Here is a 26,572-nt window from a genome sequence, read left to right on the forward strand (position 1 = left end):
AGCAAAAAACTATTACCTACTATTTGTTAATTTTAAGAAATCTGAATAGGATTTATATTCAAAATTTCCACTTTCGTGGATCAATAATTGAGGAGATGGTTCGGCAACAATCTCCGATAGCCTTTGAGTCTTGATATCATTTGTCCAGAAATAGTAGACATCTTTTACACATCCAGCAATATTGGCATACCTATTGTAAATAGAAAGCATTGACATCAAGTCCCTTTCCATAAAAACAATAATGTAGAAAGATTTAATCTTTCCACTATAGAGGTTACAAATATCTTCAAAACATCTGCTACAGTTTTTCTTCGTAGCAATCATATAAACTGCTTGCTCGGTGTCATTTAAAATGACAGGTTTATTATAGACAGAAACCAATTGGCTTGAAATAGCCGAGGTTAGGCTATCGTTTATACAAAATGCAAATTGGCTGACACTTAAAAAGAGTATTATTAGAGCAAAGCTTTTCATAACTTATATTTTAATATTCGAAGCTGATATCCGCGGGATATTACATCGTTAAATAACCTTAAATCCAAACTATCTATAGCTCCAGATTTGAACAACTTTTCATCGTTGTAGGCTATAGCGTAAATTTGCTTTTTATAGAAGTAAGGTGCAATAATCTTGTCATTGATTATATCAACTACAAAATAGTCTTCAGGGATTTTTAGATTTTTTTTTCGGCCGGTCTGAAATTTCTTATAAATCAAATAAGTTCTATTTGTTTTTAAATTATATCGGTATAAATCCCTGTAATCCATTTCGTATCCGGGTCTCGAAACCGACAATATCACCTCTTCATTTTTCCATTTAAAAACTTTTTCTATAAAACTAAAATCGCTCCTTATTTCGGCTATTTTTTGGGCAATAAAATCTTTTGAATATACTTCTGAGACATATTCGGAATTTTTATTCTCATTTGCATAATGTTCTAGCTCTGCCCGATCATGTCTAATAATAGAGTCAATTTTTGTCTCATAATTAGTGTTTTTAGATTTTTCTTTATCTGACAAAAATCGAACTGTGCTTTCAGATACTTTATTCAGTTTAAAATCGTATTTGAAAACCCGCCCGCTAAGCCCTGCGAAAGCATATATGAAATGTTCATCTGCGCTAACAAGGTTTGTTGAAAGGTTTCCTAGTATTACGCCTGGAAACTCATGTACGACTGTCTCCTCAAATCTTAATTTTTTTACATTAAATATATTCAAGAATAAACCGGTCCCCCCATCTGCGGGGTGGTGATTATACAAGGTATACAGTAAAACCAAGGAATCATTCAATTTGACCCCGGCATTAAAATCTGCACCCTTTTTGCTAAAAGATTGCACGTTATTTCGCCTTGTGAAAAAAAGCTGTCCGTAGTCAACAAATATTGCATAATCACTGCCAGGTATAATATCCTTTAAAAACATGTTTTTGGATAGTGGCGTAAATTGAAGACTATCAATAATCTTGTCAGTTCTCAGGTCAATTTTTTTCATACTAAAAATTATTGCAGTATCGCCGGTTTGAGCTCCACCTTCTTTCAAATAAACGTACAGATAGTCGTCCATTCCCTGAATAAAAATCTTATCGTAGAACCTTTCTTTAAAGTCTACTTTAAAAGGAGCATAAAAAATTGGCTTAACCAATTTATATTGAGCTGAGGCTATGACATTAGAAACAATCAAACAAATGACAACATTAAATAATTGCTTCATTTTGTGTATGCTATTTAGGTGAAACTTTGACTTAATAAGTATACTCGACCAATTGAAAAGTATATCCATTTCTTATAATATCTTCATACTGCATTGCATTCAAGGAATCAGCCAAGCCAGACTTATATAACCGCATATTCCTATCCACTTTGTTATAGATTCTACTTTTATAAAAATAAGGGGCAATAAGTTCATCGTTCGATAAATAAACCGGAAAATAATCTTCAGGAATTTTAATCTCTTTTGCTTTCCCAGTGCGCCACTTGCTGAATTTTAAAGAAATGGCATTGGTTTTTAAGTTGTAAATATATACGTCTCTAAACTCCCAGCCATATCCCGGTCTAGACACTGTAAGTAGAACTTCATCTCTATTATCGTTAGTCTTAAAGACCTTTTCAATAAAGTCATATTGGCTACGTACCTCATTAGATGTATTCACCACAAAATCTTTAGAGTAGATCGTTGATGTATAGTTTAATTTGACGAGCGCTGTATCATTTTCTGAAAGTTTGTGGGCTAACTCCCTTCTTTCAGTGGCAACTAAAGAGTCCATTTTTTGCTCATAAAAATAATTCTTCAGCTTAGTTTCGTTTTCAAAGAGTTTTGTATCTTTTTCAGAGATAAAATTGAGGTTTAGATCAAACTTAAATACTCTTCCGCTTAGGCCAGCGAAAGCATATATAAACCTATCATCATTTGTAACCCAGTTTATCGTTAAATTGCCTAAAAAAGTACCTGGAAATTGGAACACCTTCGATCTAACTATTTTATTTGATTTCATGTCATACAGATTAAGGCATAGTCCAGATGACCCGTCTTTGGGATGATGATTGTAAAGCTCATAAAGTAGGGCTAACGACTCATTTAGTAATATTCCCGATCTGAAGTCGACTTTTTCCCGCAAAACTGTACCAGTTTGCCCATCTCTATCTTGATACACAAGTCTGTTGTGAGAAAGAAAAAGGGTACGATTTTTTCCTGGTATAATGTCTGTTATATAGAATTGGCTTGATAATGGAGGCAAATCGAAGCTATCGACAGCCTGATCAATATCTAGATTCAGTTTAACAACCCTAAAAGATGATTGAGAGTCGTTAGAGGTATATTTTGAGTATACATAGAGCGTGTTATCATTTCCTTTAAAAAGTAATCTTTCTCCATTTTTATCCTTAAAATCTATTTTACCTGGATAACGATAAATCGCCTGCTCGATCTTATATTGACCCGAAAGGTGAGTGTAAGAAAATAGCAGGATGAGGAATAAGTAAGTTGCTTTCATAATAGTTTTTGATCAATAGGTAACCCAAAATTTAGGTTACCTATTGAGAGAACAGTAATACATGCCGCTCAGTCTTAGAAATCTGTTTTTGAACTTTGCAAAAATGCTATTCAGTAGTTACAATGCTAAATTGAATTTCACCGTCTTTAGTGGCATTCCAAGTATAATATCCACCTTCAAAATCGGCTGAGCCAGAGAGAACACCTTCGTTGACGTTGGCAGAAACGATCTCATCAATATTTCCGTAATTTTCGATAACACGCGGGGGAACATGCCCATCCTTATATTTACATTGAGTCGATCCGGCCCTAGTGCAAGTTAAATTGGCCCCGCCGGTAAAGTGACTTTCCTCTACGCGATCGTAACCCGCCCTTTGGCAATCCTTTGTCGTATAATACACCGTTGCGTTGACTAGCCCTGTGCTGAAAAGGAATAGGGCAACAAAAATGGTCTTTTTCATTTTCTTAAATTCAGAAGTATTAAAGAATTATTTATTGTCGATTGTGTATGTTAATAACCCTTCGTTATAGGTCCATGCTACAGATCCCAGGTTACTTTTAAATTCTCCTCCGAAACGTCCTTCGGCAATTCTTTGCTGAAGGACGTTTCGGATTTCAAGGAAAGAAGCATCAATTTCCTCTGGCTGCAAATCACCGCAGGTTGGCGAATCTTCAAAACGGCAATCGCAATATCCAGGGTCATTGCAATCAAGGCGGTCCTCATCACCAGAACGGCCCTGTCTTACAGAGTTATAACCGCAAGGGCCACCATTATACTCAGTGACTCTTATCATAGCACTAGAATTTGTAATAATCAATAGAACGGCCGATAATGCCAGAATGATTTTTTTCATGGGAAAGAAATTGTGTGTTTAAAAAGTAAAATGAAGATTTTTTTGAACTTGAGTTTAGATCATAGGCGAGTTTTTAAAAAGTGAAAAATGACAACCGACCAGCGCGGTTTGAAGGAGATCAATAAAGCTTGAAGTTGTACAGGATATTTTGAAGCCATAGCAAACTGATTAAAAATGAATTGAATCACTCATTTAAGTGCAATGTATAATGCTAAACACACGAATACCGTGGGGCTCGTCGCATCACTTGTCCGCTGAGGCCGTAGGAAGCCGAATGAAGCAAGTAACACTAAAACGCCCACGGTATTCCGGGGCGCTTAGCATTAAACTTGACTGTTCATTCATTTGAAAGTTTCCTACATTTTCAGCTGACAGTCTGTTTTAGCTAAACGCTAATTCTGTATATGTATAGTCACAAAAATAGTTTCTTCATAGCATTCGCTTTGATTTTTTATTTGCCAGCAAATGTAAAATCAGTGTATAAACCGAACCAACCGTTATTTAACCCATTTTTACCCCGTTTTTAAACGGTTGACCTTACCGGTAGTTTTCATATCGACAATACCGGGTTTCACATAAAAAAAAGGACATATTCCGGTAGGAATGTGCATTTTCCATCATGACGAAAATGCACCTAAGCAAAACCCTGGTATACCGTGTCCCCCAGTTCAGCTACCTCGACAGACTGGGCGATTGCTGGGAAGAACTCAAGCAATCGATCGGCGTTTCCTCTACTCATTTTTATGCACTGATCAAAGACCTGGATCATGGGGACCTGGGCAAGCAGCCCGAAGCTATTCAGCATATCATCCGCAAATACTTTAACAGGTCGCGGTTCCGGGCAACGCCTTATGGCCGTTTTGCGGCAATAGGCACTGTAAGTATCAATAATACCGGTACCCCTGTTATCCTATCAAAGGAGCCGATCACAACGGCCTTCCGGGATTGGACGGATACAAATCAAATCCTGCCTGACTTCAGAGAGCTAGTGGCGCAAGATGCCCAGCTCTTTGCCAACAGCAGCTGGTATCTGACCAATTCCGAAATACGGTACGTTGGGAAATCCGGGACAGGCTATGAATTATCCGAAGTGCCCCAGGACCCTTTGATGGTGGCATTGCTTAAAGCATGTCGCAAGCCCGTTCGAATTTCTGAATTAATGGCGTCATTCGTCACTCGCAACGGCACAAAAACCCTTTTAAGCGTGCTGGAGCAAATGATGGCAGATCATTTGCTGATCTCCGAATTTCATCCCAATCTCATCGGCACCGATTACTTTGAACGGGTACCGCAGGTTCTTCCACCAGGCTCATCCCGGTACCTCATCACGGAACGCCCGGTAATTAGCGGAGCCGTTCCGCCCGGCCTGTTCAGGCATCTGCCGGAACTTATTGCCAGGTTGCACGGTCTTCTGCCATCCTATCAGTCGCAGGACCTGGATGAATTCAGGCAGAAGTTCCGCAGGAAATTCGGTGAACGCCAGGTGCCGGTCATGATGGCCCTCGACCCCGAAATGGGTCTGGGCTACGGCCAAATGGATGACGCGATGCTTACCGGCGAATTAATTGACCAACTCGCGCGGCGCAAGGAAGAAGCCAGCAAAGAACCGGAGTACTCAACGATCCAGCAACTGTTGCCTCACCTGCTGGACCGGGCAAACAAAGTGATCGACCTTGAGCACCTGCCCATACCGCCTAACCTTCGGAATAAGCCCTTGCCCAATACCTTGTCGGTACTTTGCTCGGTGGCTGACGACCTGGTGCAGCTGGAATATACGGGGGGCTGTACCGCCAATGCATTGCTTGGCCGGTTCACGCTGGCCAATGACGCCATATTGCACGAATGCCGCAGCCTTGCCCAAACAGAGCAACTGGCTAACCCGGAAGTCTGCTTTTTTGATATTGCCTATGGCATGGACGGGGTGGTTGGCAATGTACACCGCAGAAAATCCGTCTACGACCTTCAGCTGAGCCTGATGGATTATGACACTTCTGAAAACCCATTAACATTGGATGATCTCTACCTTTCGGTCACCGGTACAAAACTGATCCTTCGCTCGGCAAGCCTCGGCAAACAAATGGTTCCCCGGTTCAGCACCGCTTATAATTACCTGCTGAGCGACCTGCCGGTATTCCGGCTGCTGTGCGACCTGCAACACCAGGATACGCACAAAAACCTGGACTTTCGATTACGCGACCGGATTAAAGACCTGGATTTTTACCCGCGCTTGCAATTTAAAAACATCATTCTTTCTCCTATGACCTGGCGTTTGCAGATCGCAGAACTCCAATCGGCACAGGGTCGTTCGGACTCGGAACGCCTTTCTGCCGTGATCCGGGAAAAAGCCATGTCCGCTTTTGTGCGTACCGGCGGAGGCGACCAGACTTTGTGCATTGATACGGCCAGCCAGGAAGATCTTCAGCTGCTGTTGCAGTTGCTCAGAAAACACAGAAGCCTTTACCTGGAAGAAGTTGGAGTGCCCCGGTCCGGGCTATTGGTCGATCCCGAAAACAAGCCCTACCTGCCGCAATTTATGGTCAGCCTGTATCACCGGGAGGAAATCTACAAGGAACGGCAGCCGGCAGTCCCGGAAGACGGCCAGCCGCTTAAGGGAAAGTTTATCCTTCCCGGCAATGACTGGCTTTACTTCGAGCTTTACTGCCATCCCAAACGCAGCGACGAACTGCTAAAAGGGCCGGTAGCCGAACTGGTTCGTATGCATGGCCATTACCTTAAAAAATGGTTTTTTATCCGGTATGCCAAAGGAGGCCATCACCTGCGTCTTCGGTTCCAGCTCCATGATCCCGGGGAAGGGCAGGTCATCATTCCGGCTTTAAGTGCGCTGCTCCTGCCTATGGTCGAGTCGGGCCTCGTGGAAGACCTGCTCCTGCGAACTTACGAGCGGGAAACAGAGCGGTATGGGGTTCAGCATATAGCCGAAGCGGAATCCCACTCTTATACCGACAGCGATTTTGCCCTGCAAATAATTGCGATGGATTTAACCGACAGTGTCAAATATGAGCTCTGCCTGCTCCTGGCTGCTGAAGTTGGTAAAACCGGGATTATCGACAAACAGGTATTCAGCAAGCTGATCCATGATGCTTCCGAAGGTTATCTGTCCGAACATAGCGCCACGACCACTGAGTTCAAGGCGCTGAATACGGCCTATAGAGTATTTATGAAAAGAGAGCCATCCGTATGGTCCCCAATGCTCAAGGATGGAATTCATCGCTGCATAGCTTCAATGGTTGAGTTGATGCAGACGTATCTGCCCGGTGAACGGCCGTTTATCTTCACCTCGTTATTTCACATGCACATTAACCGCCTTTTCCCTGTTGCCCAGAGAACCCACGAAGCCGTCATCTACTATTTTATAGCCAAAGAATTCAAACATGGAAAGCATGCAGTGGCTGCTCCGGCATGGTTTACATTTCACCGGGTTTAGCATTCAAGGGTTCAAAAGCCTGCAAAAACAGTGCCCTGTACTTCGGCCCGATAGGAATCCTGGTTCCTTCCGAAAGCTCGATCAGGTTTTTATTTATACCGGTTACAAAGCGAAGATTGACCAGAAAGGTTTTATGAACCCGGCTGAATCCACACCCTGAAAGGCGCTCTTCCATGGCCGAGAGCGCCATATTAATATAATAGAATCTGTCATGTTCCATATTGATCCGCAGATAATTCGAATCGCTCTCTATGTACACCAAACGTGCCAGGTCAATGCAAATGAACCGCCCTTTCTTTTCAACCTGGACCAGCAGCCGGTTCTGTTCAAGCCGCATCCGCGGATCTTTTCCATCGTACCAGGCCCGCACCCTTTTTACCGCTTCCCCAAACCGCTCCACTGTCAGCGGCTTTAGCAGGTAATCCATCCCTTCCTGTTCGATGGCTGACAAAGCGTAGCTTCTGTCGCTGCTGACAAAAATAATCCGGGTCGTGCCTTTGATTTTTGCGGCAACATCTATTCCGTTAATATCAGGCATCTTAATATCCAGGAAAACCACGTCAGGCGTAATTTTTCTTTTCAGCAGCTGTTCCATCGCATGACGGGAATTAGTTTCCCAACCGATCAATTCCAGCTCATTGTTTTGTTCAATTAACCGGCTGATGATCCTGATGCTCGACAGCTCATCATCTATTATGTAACAACGAAGCCTCATAATTGAAGGGTCATTAAAAGTTCAAACGTGTTTTCTTCCGTTTTTACCTGCAAGCAATGCTTTCCCGGGTAGTTCCGGTCCAGCAGGTTTTGCAGATAAGCCATCCCGACCGAGGCACTTTCCAATGGACGCGCCCTCGCTTTGAGATTCCAGGTGAACAGCGACAGGGTTCGCTTTTCGCAGGTTATCCTAATCCTGCCCGGATGTATACGGTCATACAGGTTGCCGTGTTTAAACATATTCTCTACCAGGTTGGTAAGAATAAGCGGCGGAACGTTGTATTGCCGGCATTCGGGCGTTGCCCTTAAATCCATTTGCAACTGTAGCTGCTCACCGAGCCTGATCCTGTTAAGCATCACATAGTGGTTGACCTGGGCCAGTTCCTCCTCCAATGAAACGGCTTTTCCTGAAGGCTGGACAGCATATTGCATGACCTCTGCAAGTAAAGACACAGAGGTAGCGGCAGTGGCTGAAAGCTCAGCCACCTCACTGTGAATGAAATTCAGGGTATTGAAAATGAAGTGCGGTTTTATCACCGACCGCAGATAAGCTGTTTCCAGTTCCAGGTTTCTGACCTCCAGGTCTCTTCCTTCACGGGCGCGGCGGAGGCCTTCCCTGGAAAGAAAGTAGGCCGTGGCAAATCCTGTCAGGTAGACAAACCGCCAAAAGGATTTTTTACCCGAGAATGTCCAACCAACTGTTTGTCCGCTCCTGTACCAAAGGACAAAATAATCTGCTATATTCTGAAGCAACAGGTAACAAATAAACATAACCGTAAGCAAACAGACAGTTCTTAACAGCCGGCGATGCCCGGCATGCAGATATGGAGCGGCTTTATAGGAGATCAGAAAAAAAACAGGGATGTCAATCAGGTAATAAATCATCGTGGAAATGAAATGGAATTCATGGGTATAGGAAAACACAAAGCCCTGTTCATAACCAATAACCAGGAGAACGCCCGGCAGATGATATAACTTCCTTTTAGTCCTTTGTTCCATTTGTTTCGTACTGATTTTAGTTGCCCGGGTTTTCGCATAGACAATCGACCGTTTCACATAAAAGATTTCACGGTCGGTGTAGCTCATCATTATCTTTAATTATCGTTTTACTTAAACCCCGTTAATTATGAACATCATTAAAACCCCGACACACCGGAGAACGGCTTTCCGCTTTAAAAACCGCATTGTTGCCGGGATTGGAAATTGGGACACCACCAACAACACCACAACCCTGGCAAGCATGCTTCCGACCTGTACCTGTCCCACGCAGACCTGCCCCACCAGTCTCAAATGACAATCGCACCCGGAGCCTTATAGCCCGGGTTTTTTATTGTTCTTCCTTTGCAGTTTTTCGAGCGCTTTTTTGTTAACACATAGCGAATATGCCTTTTCACATAAAATTTTCGTGTCGAAGTATTGGGGTCATTTACCTTAGCACCAGAACCTGAAAACAGGGGTTATACAGATGGTTCGGGATGGCGTTTATCAAGATTCCGATAAAATGCCGATCCTGGCGCCAACCCTAAAAGTAACCTACAGCGCAATTTGGAAAAACCGTTTAAAACCTCTTTTTCCGATCGTTTTAAAGTATTATAATCTTTTAAACCGACTGTCTATGTTCTATCGCATCCTTTATCAATTTTCCTGCTTTTTGTTGGTATTGCTGTTCCTTTATACGGCCAGTAGCAAGCTGGTCAATTTTGATCGTTTTTACTTCGATATGGGCAACCAGGTTTTCCCTAAAAGCTGGAGGATGGTTATGGTCGTTGCCATTCCATCGATCGAGTTAGTCACAGCTATTGCGTTGTTATTTCCACGCAGCAGGAAAACAGGCTTAATCGCCTCCCTGGCCCTTATGTCTGTTTTCACCCTATACACCAGCCTGGTACTCACCGGCACATTCGACCGTATGCCTTGCAGTTGTGGCGGGGTTATACGCTCGCTCACCTGGCCGCAGCACCTGATCTTTAACCTCTTTTTTGTAGGGATCACTCTGCTCGCCCTTTGGCTCCATAATAAAACAGATCACAGACAATTGGCCGTCCCGGCTTCTTAATAAATTCTTTACCCGACTGCGCAGTCAAAAAAAGGAGTAGCCGAAAACCTTTAGAACAGAGTAGGCAATTTCTTAATCCAATCAACTTTCATTTTATGAAAAAGTTTAGTCTATTACTCGCCGCTGCCGCTGTACTCGGTGTGGGCAGCGCATTCGCCACTATGGAGGACAGCATCTACGTGCAAACGGCTCCGGGCACTTTCGAGCTCAAGACCCTCGCGGGCGGTACCTGTGAAGAGGCTCAGGGAAAACACTGTGAGTACCGGCTTAAAACAAACGGTGATCCGTCCAATCCCAACGACTTTACTCCGATCGATGTCAATGCCGAATGGCAGCCATAAGCGGAATTTTTTCATAAGCAGGGTGGATGTCTATCCACCCTGGCTTTATCTTTTTCCTTTGCTTATACTCCCTTCAGCAAGCGCTTCCTGTAACAATGCCAGCAGGCCTTTTCGGTCGTGTGGTACCAATGCCGAATAAACTTTTCCATTACCGTCCAGGAGCACTACTTGCGGAAAGCCCGTGAAATTATAGTGCCGGATCAGCGGGTGGTCAAATGCTTTACCCTCCGTGAACAGGCTGATGGAACCGGGTGGCGTATACCTGCCGCCACTGACACTTTCTTTCCATTTACCGGCATCCCGGTCGGCATTGATATTGACAAATACAATCCTGGGATCATCTTTATAGATGGGTATGATATCCCTGTGCAATAGTTCCGCAAACTGCAGGCAGGGGCCGCACCCGGTAAACCAAAAATCCATCAGGACGACTTTACCTTTGAAATCGACCAACCTATGTATTTTACCGGCTGTATCCGGAAGCGCAAACGAAAAACTGTCGATTCCCTTTGAATACGCCGCCAACTGACGGCGCAAGTAGCCCTGTGCAATCGTATCCTTTAGCTTGCTAAGTGCAATACGTATACAATCCAGGTAATCGCCTGTTGTGCTATTTGCATCGGGCTTATAGCCCATTAATAAATGAGTTGTAAGACGATCAAAATAAGGCCCCTTAAAAGAAGCGGCAATCTGATCATAAAGTGCCTTTAAGGATGGGTTGCTGGGATATACTGCGAAGGTTGCACCGGTCCTCAGGCGTTCGAACAGCAGTTTTATATACTCGGGTGATTGCGCTGTTATAACATTCACGGTATCTATTGGCCGTGCAGCCAGCTCATCGTATTGCCTTTTCAGATAGTTCAGCTCTGCAGCGGTTGCCTTGGGGCTGAGCCTCGGGCTAAGAAAAAGAACACCTCTTTCATAAAGTTTGCCGATAACCCTGGCTTTGATCAGGGTGGCTATTTCAGGTATCATACCCCTACTTCTTCCGTTGATAAAAGAAAGACCGTAAGCAGACAGGCTATCACTACGGCCGAAATTTCTCTGCATAGGGCTTCGGATGATCCGGGAGCCCAATCTCCGTGCAAGTTTTGCTATTGCCGTATCTGCGGAATAAATACTTTGATATTTGGCAGCTCCTGTTCCTGAAAAGGACATTTGCCAGTCTCCACCGGCTTCACGTGACCCGGTTATTGTAATATTATCTCCGGGTTCAGCGTAGTAGCTAAGCAACGCAGAATTTTCCCTGAGACCGGCACCATCAATACTGAACCGTTGCGGAACGTTGCGAATGGGAATTCTGAACGTATAGATGCCCGTCCCATCCTGTGTAGCAATCGTACGTTGACTGTTCAGCTCACCGTAGATGTAGTTTCCATAAGTTGTCAGTACCAGCGTGTCGCTGCTTTTTAAATGTTCACTTTTCAGGCGGATCGTCGCCCATTCCTGTTTTGTGTTTTTAGTTTTTGCTATCTGACCGGATGCCGGTAAAAAGTTTACCAGCGCCAGCATGATTATAATCAATGCTATTAATCGTTTCATCTTTCTAAAAATCTATCGTTCATTCTGCGCAATGCCGCTCAACCGGATCTCATCATCCGGGATCGGTAACACGTATCTCTTATCATTAGGCGGCAGTATATAACTCTGCCCGTTTAGTACATGGGTCACAGTTTTGGCAAATCCAGGTTCATGGTTCAACCTCCTTAAATCTTCCCAACGAATGTTCCCTGTAAACGGGAGTTCTTTTCTCCGCTCTTCCAACACTTTTTTTAACGCTTCGTCCGCAGTTGCGGGTTGGTAACTGCCATAGGTGCCTGTTTTACATCGTTTGACAAGCAGGGCGTTCAGATCAGCCGCAGCCCCCTCTTTATTGTCCAGCCTCGCCTGGCATTCTGCCCGTATGAGGTAAAGTTCATTGGTGGCCAGCCCCGAAAAGTAGATACCGCTTCCCGTGTACTGCCCGCGGAAATACACATTTCCATTGCCACGGTCCTCAAAAAACAGGTTTTTTCGCAGGTCATTTGTCCCATACAACCGGTAGAGTTCCGGGGCAACCATCAGTTGCTGGTACCCCATGAGATTAAAATTGCCTGTTTCACTGTAAAAGATGATTTCTGCAAACTTTTTATCAAATGCCGGCATACTATAGTTAGGAGCTGCGGGTGCGTTCAGTGTATTAAAGTCTGCCAGCGTTCCATTGGCGGTAAGCGCCGATGTAGCATAATCTTTAGCCAGAGCATAATTGCCCATCAGCAAGTAGGTCTTCGCTAGCATGGCCTGTACCGCTGTTTTTGAAGGACGGGTGGCAACCGCCTGGAGTATAGGCAATAGTTGTTCCGCTTCTTTCAGATCAGTAATAACGCGGGCGTAGCATTCAGCTACACTGGCCCTGCTTACTGGCTCATTTACATCAGCGCTGTTTTTTAGTATGATGCCGGGATCAGTAGCCGCCGTGGCCTGATCGTAAGATTTGGCAAATTCTTGCAACAGATTGTAGGCAGCAATTGAACGGTGCGCAAGTGCTGCGCCTTTCAGGGCGTTCCATTGTCCCTGGCTGCTTGGGCTAGGATCAATTTTAGCAAGTCCCTCGAGTACAATGTTAGCTGCTGCAATCTGCTGATAACCGTTATTCCACTCAAATCCTAACTCCCCTTTGTAGATATCCTTATCGAATATATAAGCACCACGCTCCTGGTTAGTAGTCCCTGTAAGCCAGATCGTGTAGAGTAACGTCATATTGTCTGAACCGAGAATGCCAAGGGCAGGCATACCTTCGTTGAGCGTTTTGTCATTGTCCAGTACCGTCTGGAGGTCTGCGAGTGTAGTCGGTACCACATCCGATTTATCGGATTTTTTGTCCAGCCACTCGTCCTGTTTTTTGCAGGAAACAAGGGCAAGAAAAAGCAAGGTTATTATAAAGTTCTTTTTCATCTTATAATTGTTTAAAGTCCAACCTTCAGGCCTAATGCATAAGTTCTTGGGTTGGGATATTCAATGGCCGTTGTTGCCGACGAATAATAGTCAGGATCGGCTCCGATCTTATTCTCCCGCCAGAGTATGCCCAGGTTATTGCAGTAGATGTACAGCTGTAAACGGCTGAATGGCGATTGCTTCCACTGACTGCGTGTCAACTCATAGCCCAGTGTAATATCCTGCAGGCGGATATGATCGCCACGATGTACGTTGACCTCGGCGCCACGGTAGAAATTGGACCGGTTGGAATTAGCGGGGTAAGCCAGTGAAGGCACATTGGTAATGAGCTCATCACCCGGTTGCCTCCATCTTGAAGCTATTTCAGATCGTGCACCGTTTCTGTTTAATGCACCTGCCAGGTTGATGGCCGGTGCATTGGCGTGAAAGTAGTAGCCCAGCTTGTAGGTAACATTTGCCGATGCAGAGAACTGTCGCCAGGTAATTGTATTACGTAAAGCGCCAAATACCGCAGGCCTTCCCGAACCATGATATACCAGTTGTTCCGGGGTCGTAGTTCTTAGAATATTCAGGTAGTCCTTGCTCGGCTGACCGTTGAGATAGCCAATCGGATCGCCGTTTGCCGGATCAAGACCGGCCCACCTGTAACTATAAATTCCGTACAGCGAACGTCCCACCACCGCGAGCTGCCCGGTCACCTCCGGCAGAGAGCTTGCCACCGGCGGATCAACGAGCTGGGTTGCGTAAAACTGAGCGCTGTAAGCCGTCACTTTATCTTTCTGCAAGGTGGTCAGCAGGGATGCCTGCCAGCCAAACGCATCTACCCGGCCCGTGGCATTAATCGTAACATCCATCCCCTTTGTGCGCGTACTCGCCGCATTTCCTTTAAAAGACGCAAACCCGGATGATGGCGCCAATGGACGGCTCTCGATCAGGCCAAGTCCGTCTTTCCGGTAAAATTCAAGAGTACCCGTAAGCGTGTTGCCCCGCGTGGCAAAATCCATACCCAGGTTGACATTTCTTACCCGCTCCCAGCTCAGTTCGCTGTTCGGCGGGTTCTGGATAAATGCGTACGGCAAGCCTGTCCTGGAACTGGTTAGTGTCGTAGCGGTCAGGTAAGCCGAGGCATTGTAAATATTGCCATTGAAACCATAAGTAGCCCTGAGTTTCAATTGGGGCAACCAATCGAGTGAGTAAAAAGGTTCGCGGGCGGCGTTCCAGGCAATGCCGGCTGACCAGAGGGGTGTAATTTTATCGTTTGTTCTTACCCCAAACAGGTTGGCACCGTCTTTCCGGGCACTGCCACTGATCGTATAGCGGCCATCATAGGTATAAGAGGCGTTGGCGTAATAAGAAATATAGCGATTGGTTGTCCCCGCCACGCTGCTCTCAACGCCCGGCAAACGCCCTGTACCGGAAGGGTTTTTAGGGTACGACGTTTTAAAGTCCAGGCCCGTAGCGCCCGTGCCCAGGTTATCATCATAGCCATACGAAGTCCGGCCATAGCCTTCGGTTTCCACCTGCCGGATTTCAGCGCCCGCAATAGCATTCACCTCGTGTTTATCCGCAAACGTTTTGCCGAAATTCAGTTGTGCCCGGCCATTATTAGAGCGCAGCTCACTACTGTACAGGTTCAGGATACCACCCACCGGGAAATTATAGGTAAACTGGCCGGTCGTGGTATTACGTACCGAAAACTGGTTGACCAGGTTGCGGGCATAATAGGTGTGTTGACTCCGCAGGTTGCGGCTGTCCGTACTTTGCCCTTCGTATTGGTACTGCAGGTCAATATTCAGGTAATCGATGAATTTGTAGCTGGCACCCGTGCGAATGATGGTCGATTTTGTTTTTACGGTATTATCGGCCAGTTCCAGCTCCTCCAGCGGGCGGAACGTCCAATCCAGGAAGCCTAGCGGGACCGTACTGTCGATATAGCTGTCACGGTAATTCTGGGTAAGTCGGGCGGGGTTGCCGTTGTCATCGGCCAGTCGTGCATAGGGCCAGAGGCCGTACTTGGCGCCTGCTCCGCCGATCCCGAGCGACCCATAACGTAGCCCGGTGGAGCTGTTGTCGCGGTTGCCCTGGATGTAATTAATACCGGCCGTCAGCGTCAATCCTTTTACCGGCCGGTAGGTCTGGTAGGCATTCAGCGTCAGCCGGTCATTGCCGGACCGTTTTACGTTATCCAGGTTATTATCGTAACCCGCACTGAATGCATAGGTCGCTTTATCAGAGCCTCCCGTCAGGTTCAGGGCGTATTGCTGGCTGGCAGACGTACGGTACATGTATTTTGAAAAATCATCCCGTACGTCGATGCTCCGGTAAGGGTCGATCAGGGCCGTTGCCTGTGCATCGGTCAGTTGGCCGTTTCTTTTCCGAAGCAGTATTTCAACCACCGGCGACAAGGGCGGGCGTGTCGTCGTGTTGGTAATATCCGCATTAAAATAGCCCAGGTCAAAGAGCTGCTTTTCGATGTCTATATATTCGCCGGCATTCAGAAAGCCGTGGGAATAATACAGATCAGGTTTTTCACCGATGGTCAGGTTGGCGTTCAGGGTAATGCTGAGCGGCTGGTTGAGCCGGCCCTTCCGGGTGGTAATAACGATTACCCCATTGCCGGCACGTGCGCCCCATATTGAAGCAGACGCCGCATCTTTCAGCACCGTGATACTTTCGACATCGTTCGGGTTGATGTTGGCGGGATCGCCTTCGTAAGGGAAGTTATCCAATACGATCAGGGGATCGGCGTTTACTTTGGGATCGATGGTGCTTTTCCCGCGAATGGCAATGCCCAGCTTTTCATTCGGGCTGGCGACGGTCCGGTTAAAGATCAGCCCGCTGGTAATGCCTTCCAACCGGTCGAGGATATTGGTCGATACCCTGCGGTTGATAATCGCGCTGTCCAGTTGTACAAAGGAGCCGGTGGCCCGTTCCAACGGAAGCTTTTGGTATCCGGTGGAAACCACCACTTCGTTCAGTAGCGATGCATCGGGTTTTAGCTGAACCGCAATCGTTTCACCGGTGGCCGGTATTTCTCTTCTTTCATAGCCGGTAAAGGAAATGATCAGCGTGGCGTTTTCAGGTACGCCGTCCATCCTGAATTTTCCATCTGTTCCGGTGCTGGTTTGCTGGCCGGTTTCTTGGATGGTTACACCCGCACCGGGGAGTGGCTGGTTCGTTTCATCGGTTACCAGCCCGGTGATGGTTTTCTTTTTCACCGGCCCGTTTCCGGGTTGCGTCTTCTCATCCCTCGATACAGCAATCAGCTTGCCGACCTGCTGAAAGACCAGCCCCGTCGTTTGTCGGAGGAGGATCAGGGTTTCTGCCAGCGTGGCTTTATTGACTTCGAGCGTAACAGGCTTTAGATTCGCTACGGTCGTTTGGTTGTAGGTAAATTTAACCCCTGCCTGTTTTTCGATCTGCCCGAATACTTCGGTGACCGGCTTGTTTTTGATGCTTAGCGTTATCTGCGCATAGACGGTTTCCCTTGCCATCAGGGCAATAAAAAAGAAAAGGCCAAAGAGCAGCGGCTTTAAACGCATACGCACAGGGTTTGGTTTACGGTAAATTCTTACCATATTTGGTTCAGGTTTAGTAGTTAATGATTAGACCAGCTACATAACGGCATAAGGGGTCAGAGTCTTTGTCCGGTTGCAGCAGCACTTCTGTACAGGTTACGGATGGCCGGTATCCACCGGCCATCTAACCTTGCAGTAAGCTCCCTGGGAGCCGCCTGCGCTATTTAACTAACACTAAATGTTCATGGATTTGGTAATTAAAGTGATTGGAAAGACTCAGCGCCTTTAGGGCTGTTTCCAGTGATTCGTTATCGAGGCTGAGCGTTATTTTCTCTTTCAGGAGGGTTTGTTTTTCAATTTTTATCTTCACTTGGTATCTGCGTTCCAGCGCGTGGATCACATCCAAAAAGGGCTCTTCCCGGAAGCTCAACCGGTTACTCCGCCAGCCCGCTATATCACCAGCCGGCAGGCTCGTTCTCAAAAGCCCGTTGTTTTGGTTGTTGATGGTGGCCAGTTCGCCGGCTTTCAGCGGCGTTGAAGGCCTGTTACGCCCGTTGGTCTGTACGCCTACCATACCGGTAGCCACGGCCACGCGGGTCTGTTCATCGTTGCTGTATGATTTAATATCAAAAGAAGTTCCGAGTACGGTAACCTTTGCTTCGGCAGTCTGCACTATGAACGGAAGGTTTTGGTGATGCTTCACTTCAAAAAAGGCCTGCCCGTTCTTTAAGGCGACCGATCGCGAGTCACTGCTGAAGGATGAAGGATATTCCAAAGTCGTTCCCGCATTGAGCGTAACGACAGAGCTATCGGGTAAGAGTACTTTTTTGATCTGCCCGGCAGATGCTGAAACAGCAATGATCCTGATGCCATCCTGCCGCAGCAGCCAGAAGTTGCCGAAAATAATTGCCAGGCAGGCCGCTGCTATAGCGGTGCTGTAAAGCAGTAATTTGAAAACCGGGATCTTTGTACGCCTTTGTGGCACTGCGATCCGGTCCCGCAGGTAAAGACGGCTTTGTTCCAGCCGACGACGGATCAAGATATCCTCGGCGATAGATTCGATCCGTTCGGTTTCCCAGTTGTCCGCAATGAGCTGTTCTACAAATGCTTCATCGCCGGTCGTGTAAAGAAACCAGAGCAGTTGTTCGGCTTCTTCTTTTGCCGCGGTTCCCTCAAGGTAGCTTTTAAACTGTTGGCTGATAAGTTCCCTGTCTTCCATTTTTATGGGTTTATACAGGTAATACGATTATCAGAGGGGGTATGTCGGCTGGTCCGGTAAAAAAAGTCAGAATCCCGTTAAAAGCAATTTTGTAATCATGATTGCAATCTCCGGATCGTTCAGATACTGGCTGATGCCGTGCCTGTTTTCCGTAGCGTTGATCCCGACTATATTTTTAACGGGAGGGGAAATGTTGAAATGCCTTTCATCCAGTGGATAAAGGGAAACAATATCCCTGGTATCGTAGATGTTCAGCCAGTCGCCGTGCAGTGCTTCGGGACGGCGAACTCCCTGCGGGAGCTGCCGTTTTACCGCTTTTACACCAAGGGGAGACCCCAGTGTTATTAATCCACGGATATCGCAGTGTTCGGCATGCAGATGGCTTAACACATCATAGGCGATTATGGTACCCAGCGAATGGGCGATAATAATAGTGGGCTGATCCGAAATAAAGCTTCTAACAAAATGGTTGATGTCATTCCGGATAAAACCGACTGCCAGGTAAGCGGCCACATCTTTGGTCTTTTTCCGGATTGAATAATTTCCTCCAGGCGCTATCCACCGGTCAATGATACGGGCCAGTGTGATGACGGGCCAGGAATTTTGCACGTCACGGCTCTTGTAGTCCTCTTCATTGGTGTCAGGCTCAGCTGACAGGTCAATTTCGGCGTTTTCTGCCAGTTCCATCAGGAGCTGTTGCTCGAGTTCAAGTGCAGGATCTTCGGGCAGTCCGGGACCACGCATCCTGTATTCGCCACTGTCTATTTTCTCCTGGTATTCCTGCTGCAATGCGATCAGCTGATTTCCGAAATACGGAAAATCAAACACCAGCTCCCCGGGCATGATCAGCCCGGCTTTATCAAAGCTCTCCCGGAGCGCCGATACCCATTCATTTTTAAGTATCACTTCCTCTTTGTCCTGTTGGCCCCTGCCGTGGATGAATAAAATTCTCATGGCTAAAATGCTGAATAGTTATAATACCGGAAAAAATTATCGATTACTTCCGGCCGGAACGAAGTCCATAAACCCGGGTTCAGATATTCTTTAAGAGAAAAGCCGCGTTCTCCGAAGCCGGTTTTCAGATAGGACCATCCTTGGGTGAGTATGGGCATCAAACGCGTACTGCCTCTTGCCGGCGTACGTCCAAATACAAATTCTTCCAGGCTACGATGGCTGGCGAGGTTGCGCAACATGGCAACGTCAAAAAGAACCGGTTCGCGTTCACGGGCCATAAAATCATAAACGGATAACACCCCTGCCCGGTTCCCGGTTTCCATATAGGCGTAAGCAGCGAACAAGCCAAGCATCGGATCGAGCGCTTTGTATTGCCTTAGATTTTCTGCTGCCAGATCACCGCCTTCAAAAACACCCTGTTTGGCCGCAGCAATGATCAGTGATTTTCTTTCCGCTATGTAACCAGCTTCATATTGGTACAACTGGAACCGCTGTTCATTGGTCCCGATAGGATAGTAATCCAGCAGTACCAGATCTTTATTTTCGTTAAATATCAGCCGGCAGGCAAATCCGGGCAGCACTGTTATCGGGATACATTTTGAGTTATCACCGCCTGTCCGGATAACTGCGCTATGGCGGGTATACCGTTCGGCGGATCTCCAGGGACGCTGAAGGAAGTAAACACCGAAATTTTCTAAACCGATTACACGGATTGTCCCTTCAGGTGTATTTGCTCCCCTATAGGGAAGGCGGATTAAATGGCCCTCATCCGGAACCGGATTGCTGATAATATTGTTAATGAAGGAGGAGGTTTCGTTAATATACTGGTAGGTTTCAGGCTCGCTCTTCCGCAACGTTAAAAGTTTCTCTTCCAATGATTGTCGGTCCGGTCGGTCGTAATCGCGATCATAAGGAGCCTGTGCTTCTGATACAGGAGGGCCGATACCATGAATTCCTTCGGGCATGTATATTATTTTTGAAAGGTAAATAGGCGCCCTTGAATTTACTTCCCCGAACGGATGTTGTTTAATGGCCAGTCTTCTTTCGGCAATCAGCAAAGGTATCCGTTCTTCGAGGTACTCGTTCAGATCGTAGGAGATGACCGCCATCACAGGAGGCGTCAGCATATTCAGCTCCTTAATTACCTGGGGGACCTGGCCGTACAGACAATCAAGCATGCATTCGGTATATATGCCACTATATTTTCCATTGGGGTCCTTTACTTCCTTGGCCGAGCTTCCCGCCCTTGTGGCGTAAAGCACATCGACCCTGGTCCTGGTATCAGGGACTGCCTCATTGGGGAAAATACTCCCCCCGCTGACGCGCAGTTCATCAATGCTCGCTGCTACCGTTCTGCAGGAATCCGAAATGAATACCACATTTTCAATACCAAAGTTCAGGGCATCCTCTTTGCTGGCTCTCAGGTTAACCCCTTCCGTGCTCCGTCGCCTCGCATCAGAGAGAAGCCATATCTCGCTGCCCGGGTCCCGGATATACCCGTGGCCGGCAAAGTAAACAATCAGTTGTTTAGGTGAGCGTTTAATAAAATCCTCAATAGCATTGAAGAGGTCGTCCAGTGTTACCCTGGCCTGGCCTTCATCAGTGAGTAATTTTGCTTCAAAGTCCTGGGCTTTCGCCCAGCTATACATGGCCTTTGCATTCTCCACAGCCCCTGACAGGGGCGGGAATCCATTTATGTTGTTTAGACCAATAAACAGGGCGCACTTCTTGTTACTCATACGCAGGTGCTGGTTTAGGTTGTTTGGGTTTTCTCTAAAATATTAATTTATTTCGTCGCGTTCGGTAACTGCTGAAGGGAAAAATAAAAATGTAAAAAAACAGAACATTTTCAGGGCTACCAGGATTTCAACCGGACGGATTTTATTGCAGCGGAAACAAAGAATGATGGAAAGAAAGAACCGCTCAAAGCCTGCTGATAAGCAGGAGTGCGATGGCTTCGCCGAGGTGGGCCCTGATAAACTTATTGGCCTTTACCATATGGTCCTGTATCGTCGAGGAAGAAATCCGGAGCAGGTTGCTTACTTCGCTATATGATTTTCCTTCGATCTTGCACAGTATATAGATTTTCTGGCGTTGCTCAGGCAGCATCGAAACAGCGTGGTCATATCGTTCCCGGGTTTCTTTATACTGCAACTGATCCTCCAGGTCTGTATGCAGTTCGGTATGGATGCCCGATAAATAGCTTTCTACCTTTCGCGCGATTTTCTCATGCCTGAAAAAATCAAATACCCTGCTTCTGGCAATTTGATACAGGTATGCCTTAAACGACTTTTGGGGATCAATAAACGATCTGCGCTCCCAGACCTTAAGAAATACATCCTGCAAAAGCTCCTGCGCGACATCCGGGTCTTTGACCATGCGCAGGATGTTAGTGTAAATCTGATAGCTGTACAGGCGATATAACTGGTCAAAAGCCAGTTCATTCCCATCACGTAATGACCGGAGTAATACACCTTCGTCTTGACCGCCTGCCGACTGCATTGGATATGCTTTCTTTTGGTTGATAAATATTATAAATTTAATTATTATTTTATCAATTAATTCCCTGTATTTTGGTTTTTTACTTTTGCAGGGCTAAGAATACCTTATGATCGTTAGAAGAAAAGAGCATTGGTTCCGAATGCTGTTTGTATGGCATGGCTCTGTATTGCCCCGCTTGTTGCCCCGTCTATCTCTGTTGTTTATCCTGTCCGTGGTCGTTGTTTATTTCCACGGCAGCATTTTCTCTTTCAAAATCCCGCTTAATCCCGCTCCTTTTACTTTGTTCGGTTTCGTGCTGGCCCTTTTCCTTGGTTTCCGCAACAACGCAAGCTATGACCGCTTTTGGGAAGGGCGAAAGCTCTGGGGTGCATTGCTCAACATAGCACGATCTATGACCCGCCAGGCACTCACTTTAATTAATCCCAAAGCCAACGAGTCAGAAATCACGGAATTCATACAGCTGCTCAGCGCTTTTACTTACGCATTAAAGCATCAGCTGCGCGGCACTGATGCGGGTGAGGATCTGGCTCAAAAGTTAAGTAGGGAGCAGCTGGAAATAGTGGCCCCGGCACAGTATAAACCTACCATCCTGATGAAACTTTTAGCACGTTGGGTTGAGGAAGCGAAGAATTCAGGCAGAATAGATTCTATTCAGCAGGCACGGTTCGATGAAAATTTAGACAGGCTGGCCGATGTTGTGGGGGGATGCGAACGGATTGTGTCAACACCCATACCCTATAGCTATAGCGTGCTCCTCCACCGCACCGTTTACATCTATTGCTTTTTATTGCCTTTCGGTCTGGTGGACAGCCTTGGATGGGTTACCCCACTGATGGTTGTTTTTATTGCCTATACCTTCGTGGCATTTGAAGCCATTGCAGACGAAATTGAAGAGCCGTTCGGGATGGATGATAACGACCTCGCCTTAACGAATATGTGCCAGATGATCGAGGCAACGATATCAGAGCTGGCAGGTAAACCCATACAAATAACAGAGGCAACCAAACAACGCATCATCGATTGAGCCATTTTCAGATTATGGCATCATGATCCAGCCGATCTCAAATTCCAGCGACCATTTGGATGGGCGGGTAATGATGTATTTTTCACCGCCCTCACCCGGTCTTGGAAATCGGGTCAGTTTGATCGGCACACGGTCCGTAATGGCCTGGGCCGTCTGCACTCCTGCATCGCCTAAAAATTTTGGATCGATCCTGTACAGGAATGCCAGTTCATCTGCCGTCAGGATAAAATTATCGTCCACCCATTTCGCAAAATCTGCATTTGCCTGTTCGGCTTCGATAGCGATTTCTTCTTCGGAAGAAGCGTAAAGCGTGGCCAGTTTTTCATCTATCCCGCTTTGAGAAAATTCATATCGGTTCATAGGTTTATCCGGTTAGATACTATTAAACAACCAACGGTCGTTTATTGTTATTAGTATAACAAACAGGCTAACCCTTAAGTTTTGACCTATGGAACTTGTCACCGGAGACGAATCCATTCGCTACAATGATTTTCCGTTGCGGATTATTGCGGCCTTATTGGCCACCCACTACCTGGTGGTTTATGGCATAGATATTCCGCTGTTTAAAATGATGGCCGGGATAGACTACTGGCTATCCCTTTTTGCATCACTGCCCCTTGCCATCATCCAGATCGAACTGGTCGCCTATGTAGTACGCAGACTGGATAAAAAATACCCCTGGACCGGAAATTTGTTAAAAAGGGCATTGTTGCAGTTTTTCTGGGGCATCTGTGTTCCTGGTATCATCGAGTTCCTTTTAGGACTCGCCTATTTCACCCTGCGCGGAAAAGATGTGTTCAAAACCTTCTTTTACACCAACGACTACCCGCTTGCCGTGTTGATGATCATCGTGGTGAACTTTTATTACGTAGCCTTCTATTTTGCAAAGGTCGCTCTGACTTATAGAAAAGAACTGAGAGCCGCCAACCGGGAGATCCAACACCTGACGGATGCTGTTGCCTCTTTACATATCCATGGTTCAGGAGATGAAACGCATCATGAACCCGCAACATTTTTAGTTACTAAAAACCTCGCTTCAGTACCTATCCGGCAGGAAGCCATTGCCTACTTCATCCATGAAGAAGGCGCCAATTTCCTGGTCACCCATGAAGGCGATAAGATCTTCATTCCCGAAACGCTTGATCAGATCGGCGCTGCATTAGACAGCGGCCTTTTCTTCCAGGTGAACCGGAAATTCATTGTCAATTATTACGCCGTCTCAAAGTCCAGGACAATCGATAATGGTAAAATAGAGCTGCATATCGCGCCTGCTGTTCAAAGCCCTGTTATCGTTAGTCAGAAACGGGCTAAGGATTACCGGCAATGGGTGACCAGATTGGAATTGATGATAAAAAGCACGGGCAAAACAGCCTGATAAAATCCAATCGCCTCTTGTGTTTTTTCAGTTCCCTTATGGAATCTGCCTCTGTCTTCCATCATCCTATAAAACTGACCGACGGCTAACCTTATGAACACCACTACAGATACCTCCTGACAGGCCTTGACAACAAGTTTTAAATAAACTTGCGAATCCGAAACCGAATTGTCAAATTTATCCGGTTCCAGCGCTTTTCGGAATATGGAGGCTGCCTGAACCAAGACTATAAACCCATCTAATGAAAACACTCTACCCAACCGGGGGCGTGGACGCTGTCCTTCGCCGCCTGCTTTTCAGCGTATCAAGATATGCTGCCGACTATCTGAGCCGCCCTGCAAAGTGCTTTATATTGTGCGCGTTCCTTTTTGGTCTTCCGGCCAGCCTCCTGGCCCAGAAAACTTCCGAAAACCCGATGAACTACCTGCGCACCGACCTGGTCAGCCCGTCGGCTACAGCCTCAACCCTTGGCCGCTACGGCGACGCATCGGTCAACCAGTCGAGCGGGGCGCCGAACCTTTCCATCCCGATATTCACCGTTACGGGGCACGACCTGAACGTTCCCATCGTACTGAGCTACAGCTACGACGGCTTCAGGCCCGCCCAGCCCAACGGCTGGACCGGAATGGGCTGGAACCTGCAGGCCGGCGGGGTTATTACCCGCCAGATCAGGGGAAGGGTGGACGATATTGTTGATACGGAAAACCAACGGTTCGGAAGCAGCTTTGTGCAGGGCAATATCGTCGCTGCGGGCGGCTATGAATCCACAGACATGCAGAACTTCCTGAAAGGTGTTATGGAGGGCGGCTACGACGGCGAGGCCGATATCTTCAGCTTCAACTTCGGGGGCTATTCGGGCAAATTCACGCTGGTGAATGGTGCGTTTACCCTGTTCCCGTACTCGAAACTGAAGATCAGCGGGTCTGCGGCCGGTTTTACCATCACCACGGAAGACGGTACCAAATATGGTTTCGGCGACGTGGAACATACAAAACCGAAGTCTACCTACAGCGGCCCGGGCAGCTACAACATCCCATACCACGTCTCGGCTTGGTACCTCACCTCCATTACCAACGCAGCCAATACCGAGGCCATCCGGTTCCTCTATACCACCGAAACTTCCTACCCGCAGCTGGGCACCAACAGCCAGACCTACAAAAAGGTAGAGGACGTGTCCAGCGGCGGCTCCTCGCAGCTCTACGCGCCCTATTTCGGCTTCTCCTCATATATAGAGCCGGTCAGGCTGACGACGATCATTTCAGAGAAGCAGACGGTAGACTTCTCGGGGGGTGCATCCCGCCAGGACATCCTGACCGGCCCTCCGGTCCTTGGCAGCATTACGGTTACCGACAACAGCTCGGGGGAGGTCATCAAGAACTTCAGGCTCAAATACGGCTATTTCGGAACCGGTACCTATCTGGAAAAGTACCTCAAGCTGAAGAGCCTGGAAGAGCTGCCGGGCTGGAAGGAGGGAGAAGTGCTCGACACCACCAGGAAACAGGTCCATACCTTCGACTACATAGCGGAGACGGGCTCCTATCCCAACAGGACGGAGGCCTTCGTAGACCATTACGGCTATTACAAGGGAGGCTCTTTCGGCAACATCATGATCCCCGACTATATCTATCCCGGCGGGCCCAACCGCGACCCGAGCCCGCTTACGGCGCAGTTCGGTGCGCTCAAGAAAATCACCTATCCCACCGGTGGCAGCACGACCTTCGACTACGAGGGCAACGTGGGCTTCAACGGCAAGGACTACGTCAAGATCCCGGGCAACCTTACCAGCTACGTCTACAGGCCATCCGGTGCCCCGCCGCTGGACCACTTCGAATCCGACTTCGAGAGCGGGAAGTTCACGATCAACTACGGCCAGCGCGTAGGCATCAACCTGGTCCGCTATCCCAAGTCGCTGACGGGCGACGGCAACATAAAGGGCTCTTTTGACGCCAGGCTGTACAGAGAGGTCGAAGATGGGATATACGCTTTCATAGACACATGGAAGATACTTGACGACGCAGATAACGGTGGCATGATGAAGCATTTCGACCTGACGGCGGGAACCTATTACCTGCAGACCTTTATCGACGAAAACGAGCTGTCGATGACGGCGACCCTGGGCTACAGCAACAACAGTACTACGCCCATCGAAGGCCAGGCTGCCGGCGGCATCCGCATCAAACGGATCACCAACGATCCGGTCATCGGCCTGCCTACGGTAAAGAGCTACCGCTATACCGACGCCGCCGGCTTTTCGAGCGGCTCGGCCATGTCGAAGGTATACGACGAGAGGCTGCTTACGGAGATAACGGCAAGCCAGCTGAACCAGTTAACGACGGTAAACTCAAGGAGCGTGAGCTCCTTCATTTCCGAAGGGGTCAACGGCGGACAGCCCAACTACTACCGTACGGTGTTCGAGGACCTGGTGGACGGCGCCGATACGCTGACCACGCGGAGCGACTATGTTTCGTTTGCAGGCAGCTTCAACGGCGTGCAGCCGCAAAGCGTCATACAGTACAGGAATACGAATACGGGATTGAAGCCTGTAAAAAAGACGGAATACGAATACGGCGAAAAGTCGGCTGGCGGAACAACGGGCCTCAAGGCCTACATGGATACCATAGTGACGGTATTGCCCGGGGGGCAGTACGG

The 26,572-nt window shown here is 47.3% G+C and carries 21 protein-coding genes; 6 read left to right on the forward strand and 15 right to left on the reverse strand.

Features of this window, described 5'->3' with window-relative positions:
* Positions 1-12 precede the first annotated feature (12 nt).
* The 5 genes from VRU48_RS14940 to VRU48_RS14960 form a co-directional block, all read right to left on the reverse strand.
* Positions 13-474, reverse strand: a complete 462-nt coding sequence (locus VRU48_RS14940) for a hypothetical protein (RefSeq protein WP_330108718.1) — start codon at positions 472-474, stop codon at positions 13-15.
* Complete coding sequence (locus VRU48_RS14945) at positions 471-1,709, reverse strand: hypothetical protein (protein WP_330108719.1); 1,239 nt, start codon at positions 1,707-1,709, stop codon at positions 471-473. The genes VRU48_RS14940 and VRU48_RS14945 overlap by 4 nt, the downstream gene beginning before the upstream one ends.
* Positions 1,710-1,740: 31 nt before the next feature.
* Entirely contained in the window at positions 1,741-2,988 is a 1,248-nt protein-coding gene (locus VRU48_RS14950) for a hypothetical protein (RefSeq protein WP_330108720.1), read from the reverse strand.
* Between the two features lie 106 nt (positions 2,989-3,094).
* Positions 3,095-3,448, reverse strand: a complete 354-nt coding sequence (locus VRU48_RS14955; protein WP_330108721.1) for a hypothetical protein — start codon at positions 3,446-3,448, stop codon at positions 3,095-3,097.
* 27 nt (positions 3,449-3,475) lie between these two features.
* Entirely contained in the window at positions 3,476-3,841 is a 366-nt protein-coding gene (locus VRU48_RS14960; RefSeq protein ID WP_330108722.1) for a hypothetical protein, read from the reverse strand.
* A 619-nt stretch (positions 3,842-4,460) separates the two neighbouring features.
* Here VRU48_RS14960 and VRU48_RS14965 point away from each other — a divergent pair.
* Positions 4,461-7,286, forward strand: a complete 2,826-nt coding sequence (locus VRU48_RS14965) for a lantibiotic dehydratase (protein WP_330108723.1) — start codon at positions 4,461-4,463, stop codon at positions 7,284-7,286.
* On the opposite strand, the gene VRU48_RS14970 is transcribed toward VRU48_RS14965, so the two are convergent.
* Positions 7,267-8,001, reverse strand: coding sequence for a LytR/AlgR family response regulator transcription factor (locus VRU48_RS14970; protein ID WP_330108724.1), 735 nt, complete (start codon positions 7,999-8,001; stop codon positions 7,267-7,269). The genes VRU48_RS14965 and VRU48_RS14970 overlap by 20 nt on opposite strands.
* Positions 7,998-9,089, reverse strand: coding sequence for a sensor histidine kinase (locus VRU48_RS14975; protein ID WP_330108725.1), 1,092 nt, complete (start codon positions 9,087-9,089; stop codon positions 7,998-8,000). Before VRU48_RS14975 ends, VRU48_RS14970 begins: the two co-directional genes overlap by 4 nt.
* A gap of 376 nt (positions 9,090-9,465) precedes the next feature.
* On the opposite strand from VRU48_RS14975, the gene VRU48_RS14980 reads away from it, so the two are divergent.
* Positions 9,466-10,056: a MauE/DoxX family redox-associated membrane protein gene (locus VRU48_RS14980; RefSeq protein ID WP_330108726.1), complete on the forward strand. Its 591-nt coding sequence runs from the start codon at positions 9,466-9,468 to the stop codon at positions 10,054-10,056.
* Between the two features lie 95 nt (positions 10,057-10,151).
* Positions 10,152-10,397, forward strand: coding sequence for a hypothetical protein (locus tag VRU48_RS14985; protein WP_330108727.1), 246 nt, complete (start codon positions 10,152-10,154; stop codon positions 10,395-10,397).
* Positions 10,398-10,442: 45 nt separating this feature from the next.
* On the opposite strand, the gene VRU48_RS14990 is transcribed toward VRU48_RS14985, so the two are convergent.
* From VRU48_RS14990 to VRU48_RS15020, 7 genes are all read right to left on the reverse strand, one after another.
* Positions 10,443-11,939 (reverse strand): TlpA family protein disulfide reductase, encoded by a 1,497-nt coding sequence (locus VRU48_RS14990; protein WP_330108728.1) that lies wholly within the window; start codon positions 11,937-11,939, stop codon positions 10,443-10,445.
* 12 nt (positions 11,940-11,951) lie between these two features.
* Positions 11,952-13,331, reverse strand: a complete 1,380-nt coding sequence (locus VRU48_RS14995; RefSeq protein ID WP_330108729.1) for a RagB/SusD family nutrient uptake outer membrane protein — start codon at positions 13,329-13,331, stop codon at positions 11,952-11,954.
* An 11-nt stretch (positions 13,332-13,342) separates the two neighbouring features.
* Entirely contained in the window at positions 13,343-16,873 is a 3,531-nt protein-coding gene (locus VRU48_RS15000) for a SusC/RagA family TonB-linked outer membrane protein (RefSeq protein ID WP_330108730.1), read from the reverse strand.
* Between the two features lie 196 nt (positions 16,874-17,069).
* Entirely contained in the window at positions 17,070-18,068 is a 999-nt protein-coding gene (locus VRU48_RS15005) for a FecR family protein (protein ID WP_330108731.1), read from the reverse strand.
* Between the two features lie 66 nt (positions 18,069-18,134).
* The gene (locus VRU48_RS15010) at positions 18,135-19,022 is read right to left on the reverse strand and encodes a lipase family protein (RefSeq protein ID WP_330108732.1); all 888 of its coding nucleotides are present in this window, start codon (positions 19,020-19,022) and stop codon (positions 18,135-18,137) included.
* Positions 19,023-19,024: 2 nt separating this feature from the next.
* Positions 19,025-20,761 carry a caspase family protein gene (locus VRU48_RS15015; protein WP_330108733.1) on the reverse strand — a complete coding sequence of 579 codons (1,737 nt, stop codon included), beginning with the start codon at positions 20,759-20,761 and terminating at the stop codon, positions 19,025-19,027.
* 184 nt (positions 20,762-20,945) lie between these two features.
* Positions 20,946-21,524 (reverse strand): RNA polymerase sigma-70 factor, encoded by a 579-nt coding sequence (locus tag VRU48_RS15020; RefSeq protein ID WP_330108734.1) that lies wholly within the window; start codon positions 21,522-21,524, stop codon positions 20,946-20,948.
* A gap of 106 nt (positions 21,525-21,630) precedes the next feature.
* Here VRU48_RS15020 and VRU48_RS15025 point away from each other — a divergent pair, with 106 nt between their 5' ends.
* On the forward strand, positions 21,631-22,548 hold the full coding sequence (locus VRU48_RS15025) for a bestrophin family protein (protein WP_330108735.1): 918 nt from the start codon (positions 21,631-21,633) through the stop codon (positions 22,546-22,548).
* 12 nt (positions 22,549-22,560) lie between these two features.
* Here VRU48_RS15025 and VRU48_RS15030 read toward each other — a convergent pair whose 3' ends face one another.
* A complete protein-coding gene (locus tag VRU48_RS15030) occupies positions 22,561-22,908 on the reverse strand; it encodes a hypothetical protein (protein WP_330108736.1) in 348 nt (115 codons plus the stop codon).
* 88 nt (positions 22,909-22,996) lie between these two features.
* On the opposite strand from VRU48_RS15030, the gene VRU48_RS15035 reads away from it, so the two are divergent.
* Both VRU48_RS15035 and VRU48_RS15040 read left to right on the forward strand, forming a co-directional pair.
* Positions 22,997-23,923 carry a LytTR family transcriptional regulator DNA-binding domain-containing protein gene (locus VRU48_RS15035; protein WP_330108737.1) on the forward strand — a complete coding sequence of 309 codons (927 nt, stop codon included), beginning with the start codon at positions 22,997-22,999 and terminating at the stop codon, positions 23,921-23,923.
* Between the two features lie 241 nt (positions 23,924-24,164).
* Positions 24,165-26,572, forward strand: a 2,408-nt coding sequence (locus VRU48_RS15040; protein ID WP_330108738.1) for a hypothetical protein, incomplete at its 3' end; no start/stop codon positions are given.

This window comes from Pedobacter albus, assembly GCF_036324255.1.
In the GTDB taxonomy this organism is placed as follows: Bacteria; Bacteroidota; Bacteroidia; order Sphingobacteriales; family Sphingobacteriaceae; genus Pedobacter; species Pedobacter albus.

What these genes read in the sequence shown, in the direction of transcription:
- VRU48_RS14940 (WP_330108718.1), bottom strand. Translation starts at nt 474, where the DNA reads ATGAAAAGCTTTGCTCTAATAATACTCTTTTTAAGTGTCAGCCAATTT.
- VRU48_RS14945 (WP_330108719.1), bottom strand. Translation starts at nt 1,709, where the DNA reads ATGAAGCAATTATTTAATGTTGTCATTTGTTTGATTGTTTCTAATGTC.
- VRU48_RS14950 (WP_330108720.1), bottom strand. Translation starts at nt 2,988, where the DNA reads ATGAAAGCAACTTACTTATTCCTCATCCTGCTATTTTCTTACACTCAC.
- VRU48_RS14955 (WP_330108721.1), bottom strand. Translation starts at nt 3,448, where the DNA reads ATGAAAAAGACCATTTTTGTTGCCCTATTCCTTTTCAGCACAGGGCTA.
- VRU48_RS14960 (WP_330108722.1), bottom strand. Translation starts at nt 3,841, where the DNA reads ATGAAAAAAATCATTCTGGCATTATCGGCCGTTCTATTGATTATTACA.
- VRU48_RS14965 (WP_330108723.1), top strand. Translation starts at nt 4,461, where the DNA reads ATGACGAAAATGCACCTAAGCAAAACCCTGGTATACCGTGTCCCCCAG.
- VRU48_RS14970 (WP_330108724.1), bottom strand. Translation starts at nt 8,001, where the DNA reads ATGAGGCTTCGTTGTTACATAATAGATGATGAGCTGTCGAGCATCAGG.
- VRU48_RS14975 (WP_330108725.1), bottom strand. Translation starts at nt 9,089, where the DNA reads ATGATGAGCTACACCGACCGTGAAATCTTTTATGTGAAACGGTCGATT.
- VRU48_RS14980 (WP_330108726.1), top strand. Translation starts at nt 9,466, where the DNA reads ATGGTTCGGGATGGCGTTTATCAAGATTCCGATAAAATGCCGATCCTG.
- VRU48_RS14985 (WP_330108727.1), top strand. Translation starts at nt 10,152, where the DNA reads ATGAAAAAGTTTAGTCTATTACTCGCCGCTGCCGCTGTACTCGGTGTG.
- VRU48_RS14990 (WP_330108728.1), bottom strand. Translation starts at nt 11,939, where the DNA reads ATGAAACGATTAATAGCATTGATTATAATCATGCTGGCGCTGGTAAAC.
- VRU48_RS14995 (WP_330108729.1), bottom strand. Translation starts at nt 13,331, where the DNA reads ATGAAAAAGAACTTTATAATAACCTTGCTTTTTCTTGCCCTTGTTTCC.
- VRU48_RS15000 (WP_330108730.1), bottom strand. Translation starts at nt 16,873, where the DNA reads ATGCGTTTAAAGCCGCTGCTCTTTGGCCTTTTCTTTTTTATTGCCCTG.
- VRU48_RS15005 (WP_330108731.1), bottom strand. Translation starts at nt 18,068, where the DNA reads ATGGAAGACAGGGAACTTATCAGCCAACAGTTTAAAAGCTACCTTGAG.
- VRU48_RS15010 (WP_330108732.1), bottom strand. Translation starts at nt 19,022, where the DNA reads ATGAGAATTTTATTCATCCACGGCAGGGGCCAACAGGACAAAGAGGAA.
- VRU48_RS15015 (WP_330108733.1), bottom strand. Translation starts at nt 20,761, where the DNA reads ATGAGTAACAAGAAGTGCGCCCTGTTTATTGGTCTAAACAACATAAAT.
- VRU48_RS15020 (WP_330108734.1), bottom strand. Translation starts at nt 21,524, where the DNA reads ATGCAGTCGGCAGGCGGTCAAGACGAAGGTGTATTACTCCGGTCATTA.
- VRU48_RS15025 (WP_330108735.1), top strand. Translation starts at nt 21,631, where the DNA reads ATGATCGTTAGAAGAAAAGAGCATTGGTTCCGAATGCTGTTTGTATGG.
- VRU48_RS15030 (WP_330108736.1), bottom strand. Translation starts at nt 22,908, where the DNA reads ATGAACCGATATGAATTTTCTCAAAGCGGGATAGATGAAAAACTGGCC.
- VRU48_RS15035 (WP_330108737.1), top strand. Translation starts at nt 22,997, where the DNA reads ATGGAACTTGTCACCGGAGACGAATCCATTCGCTACAATGATTTTCCG.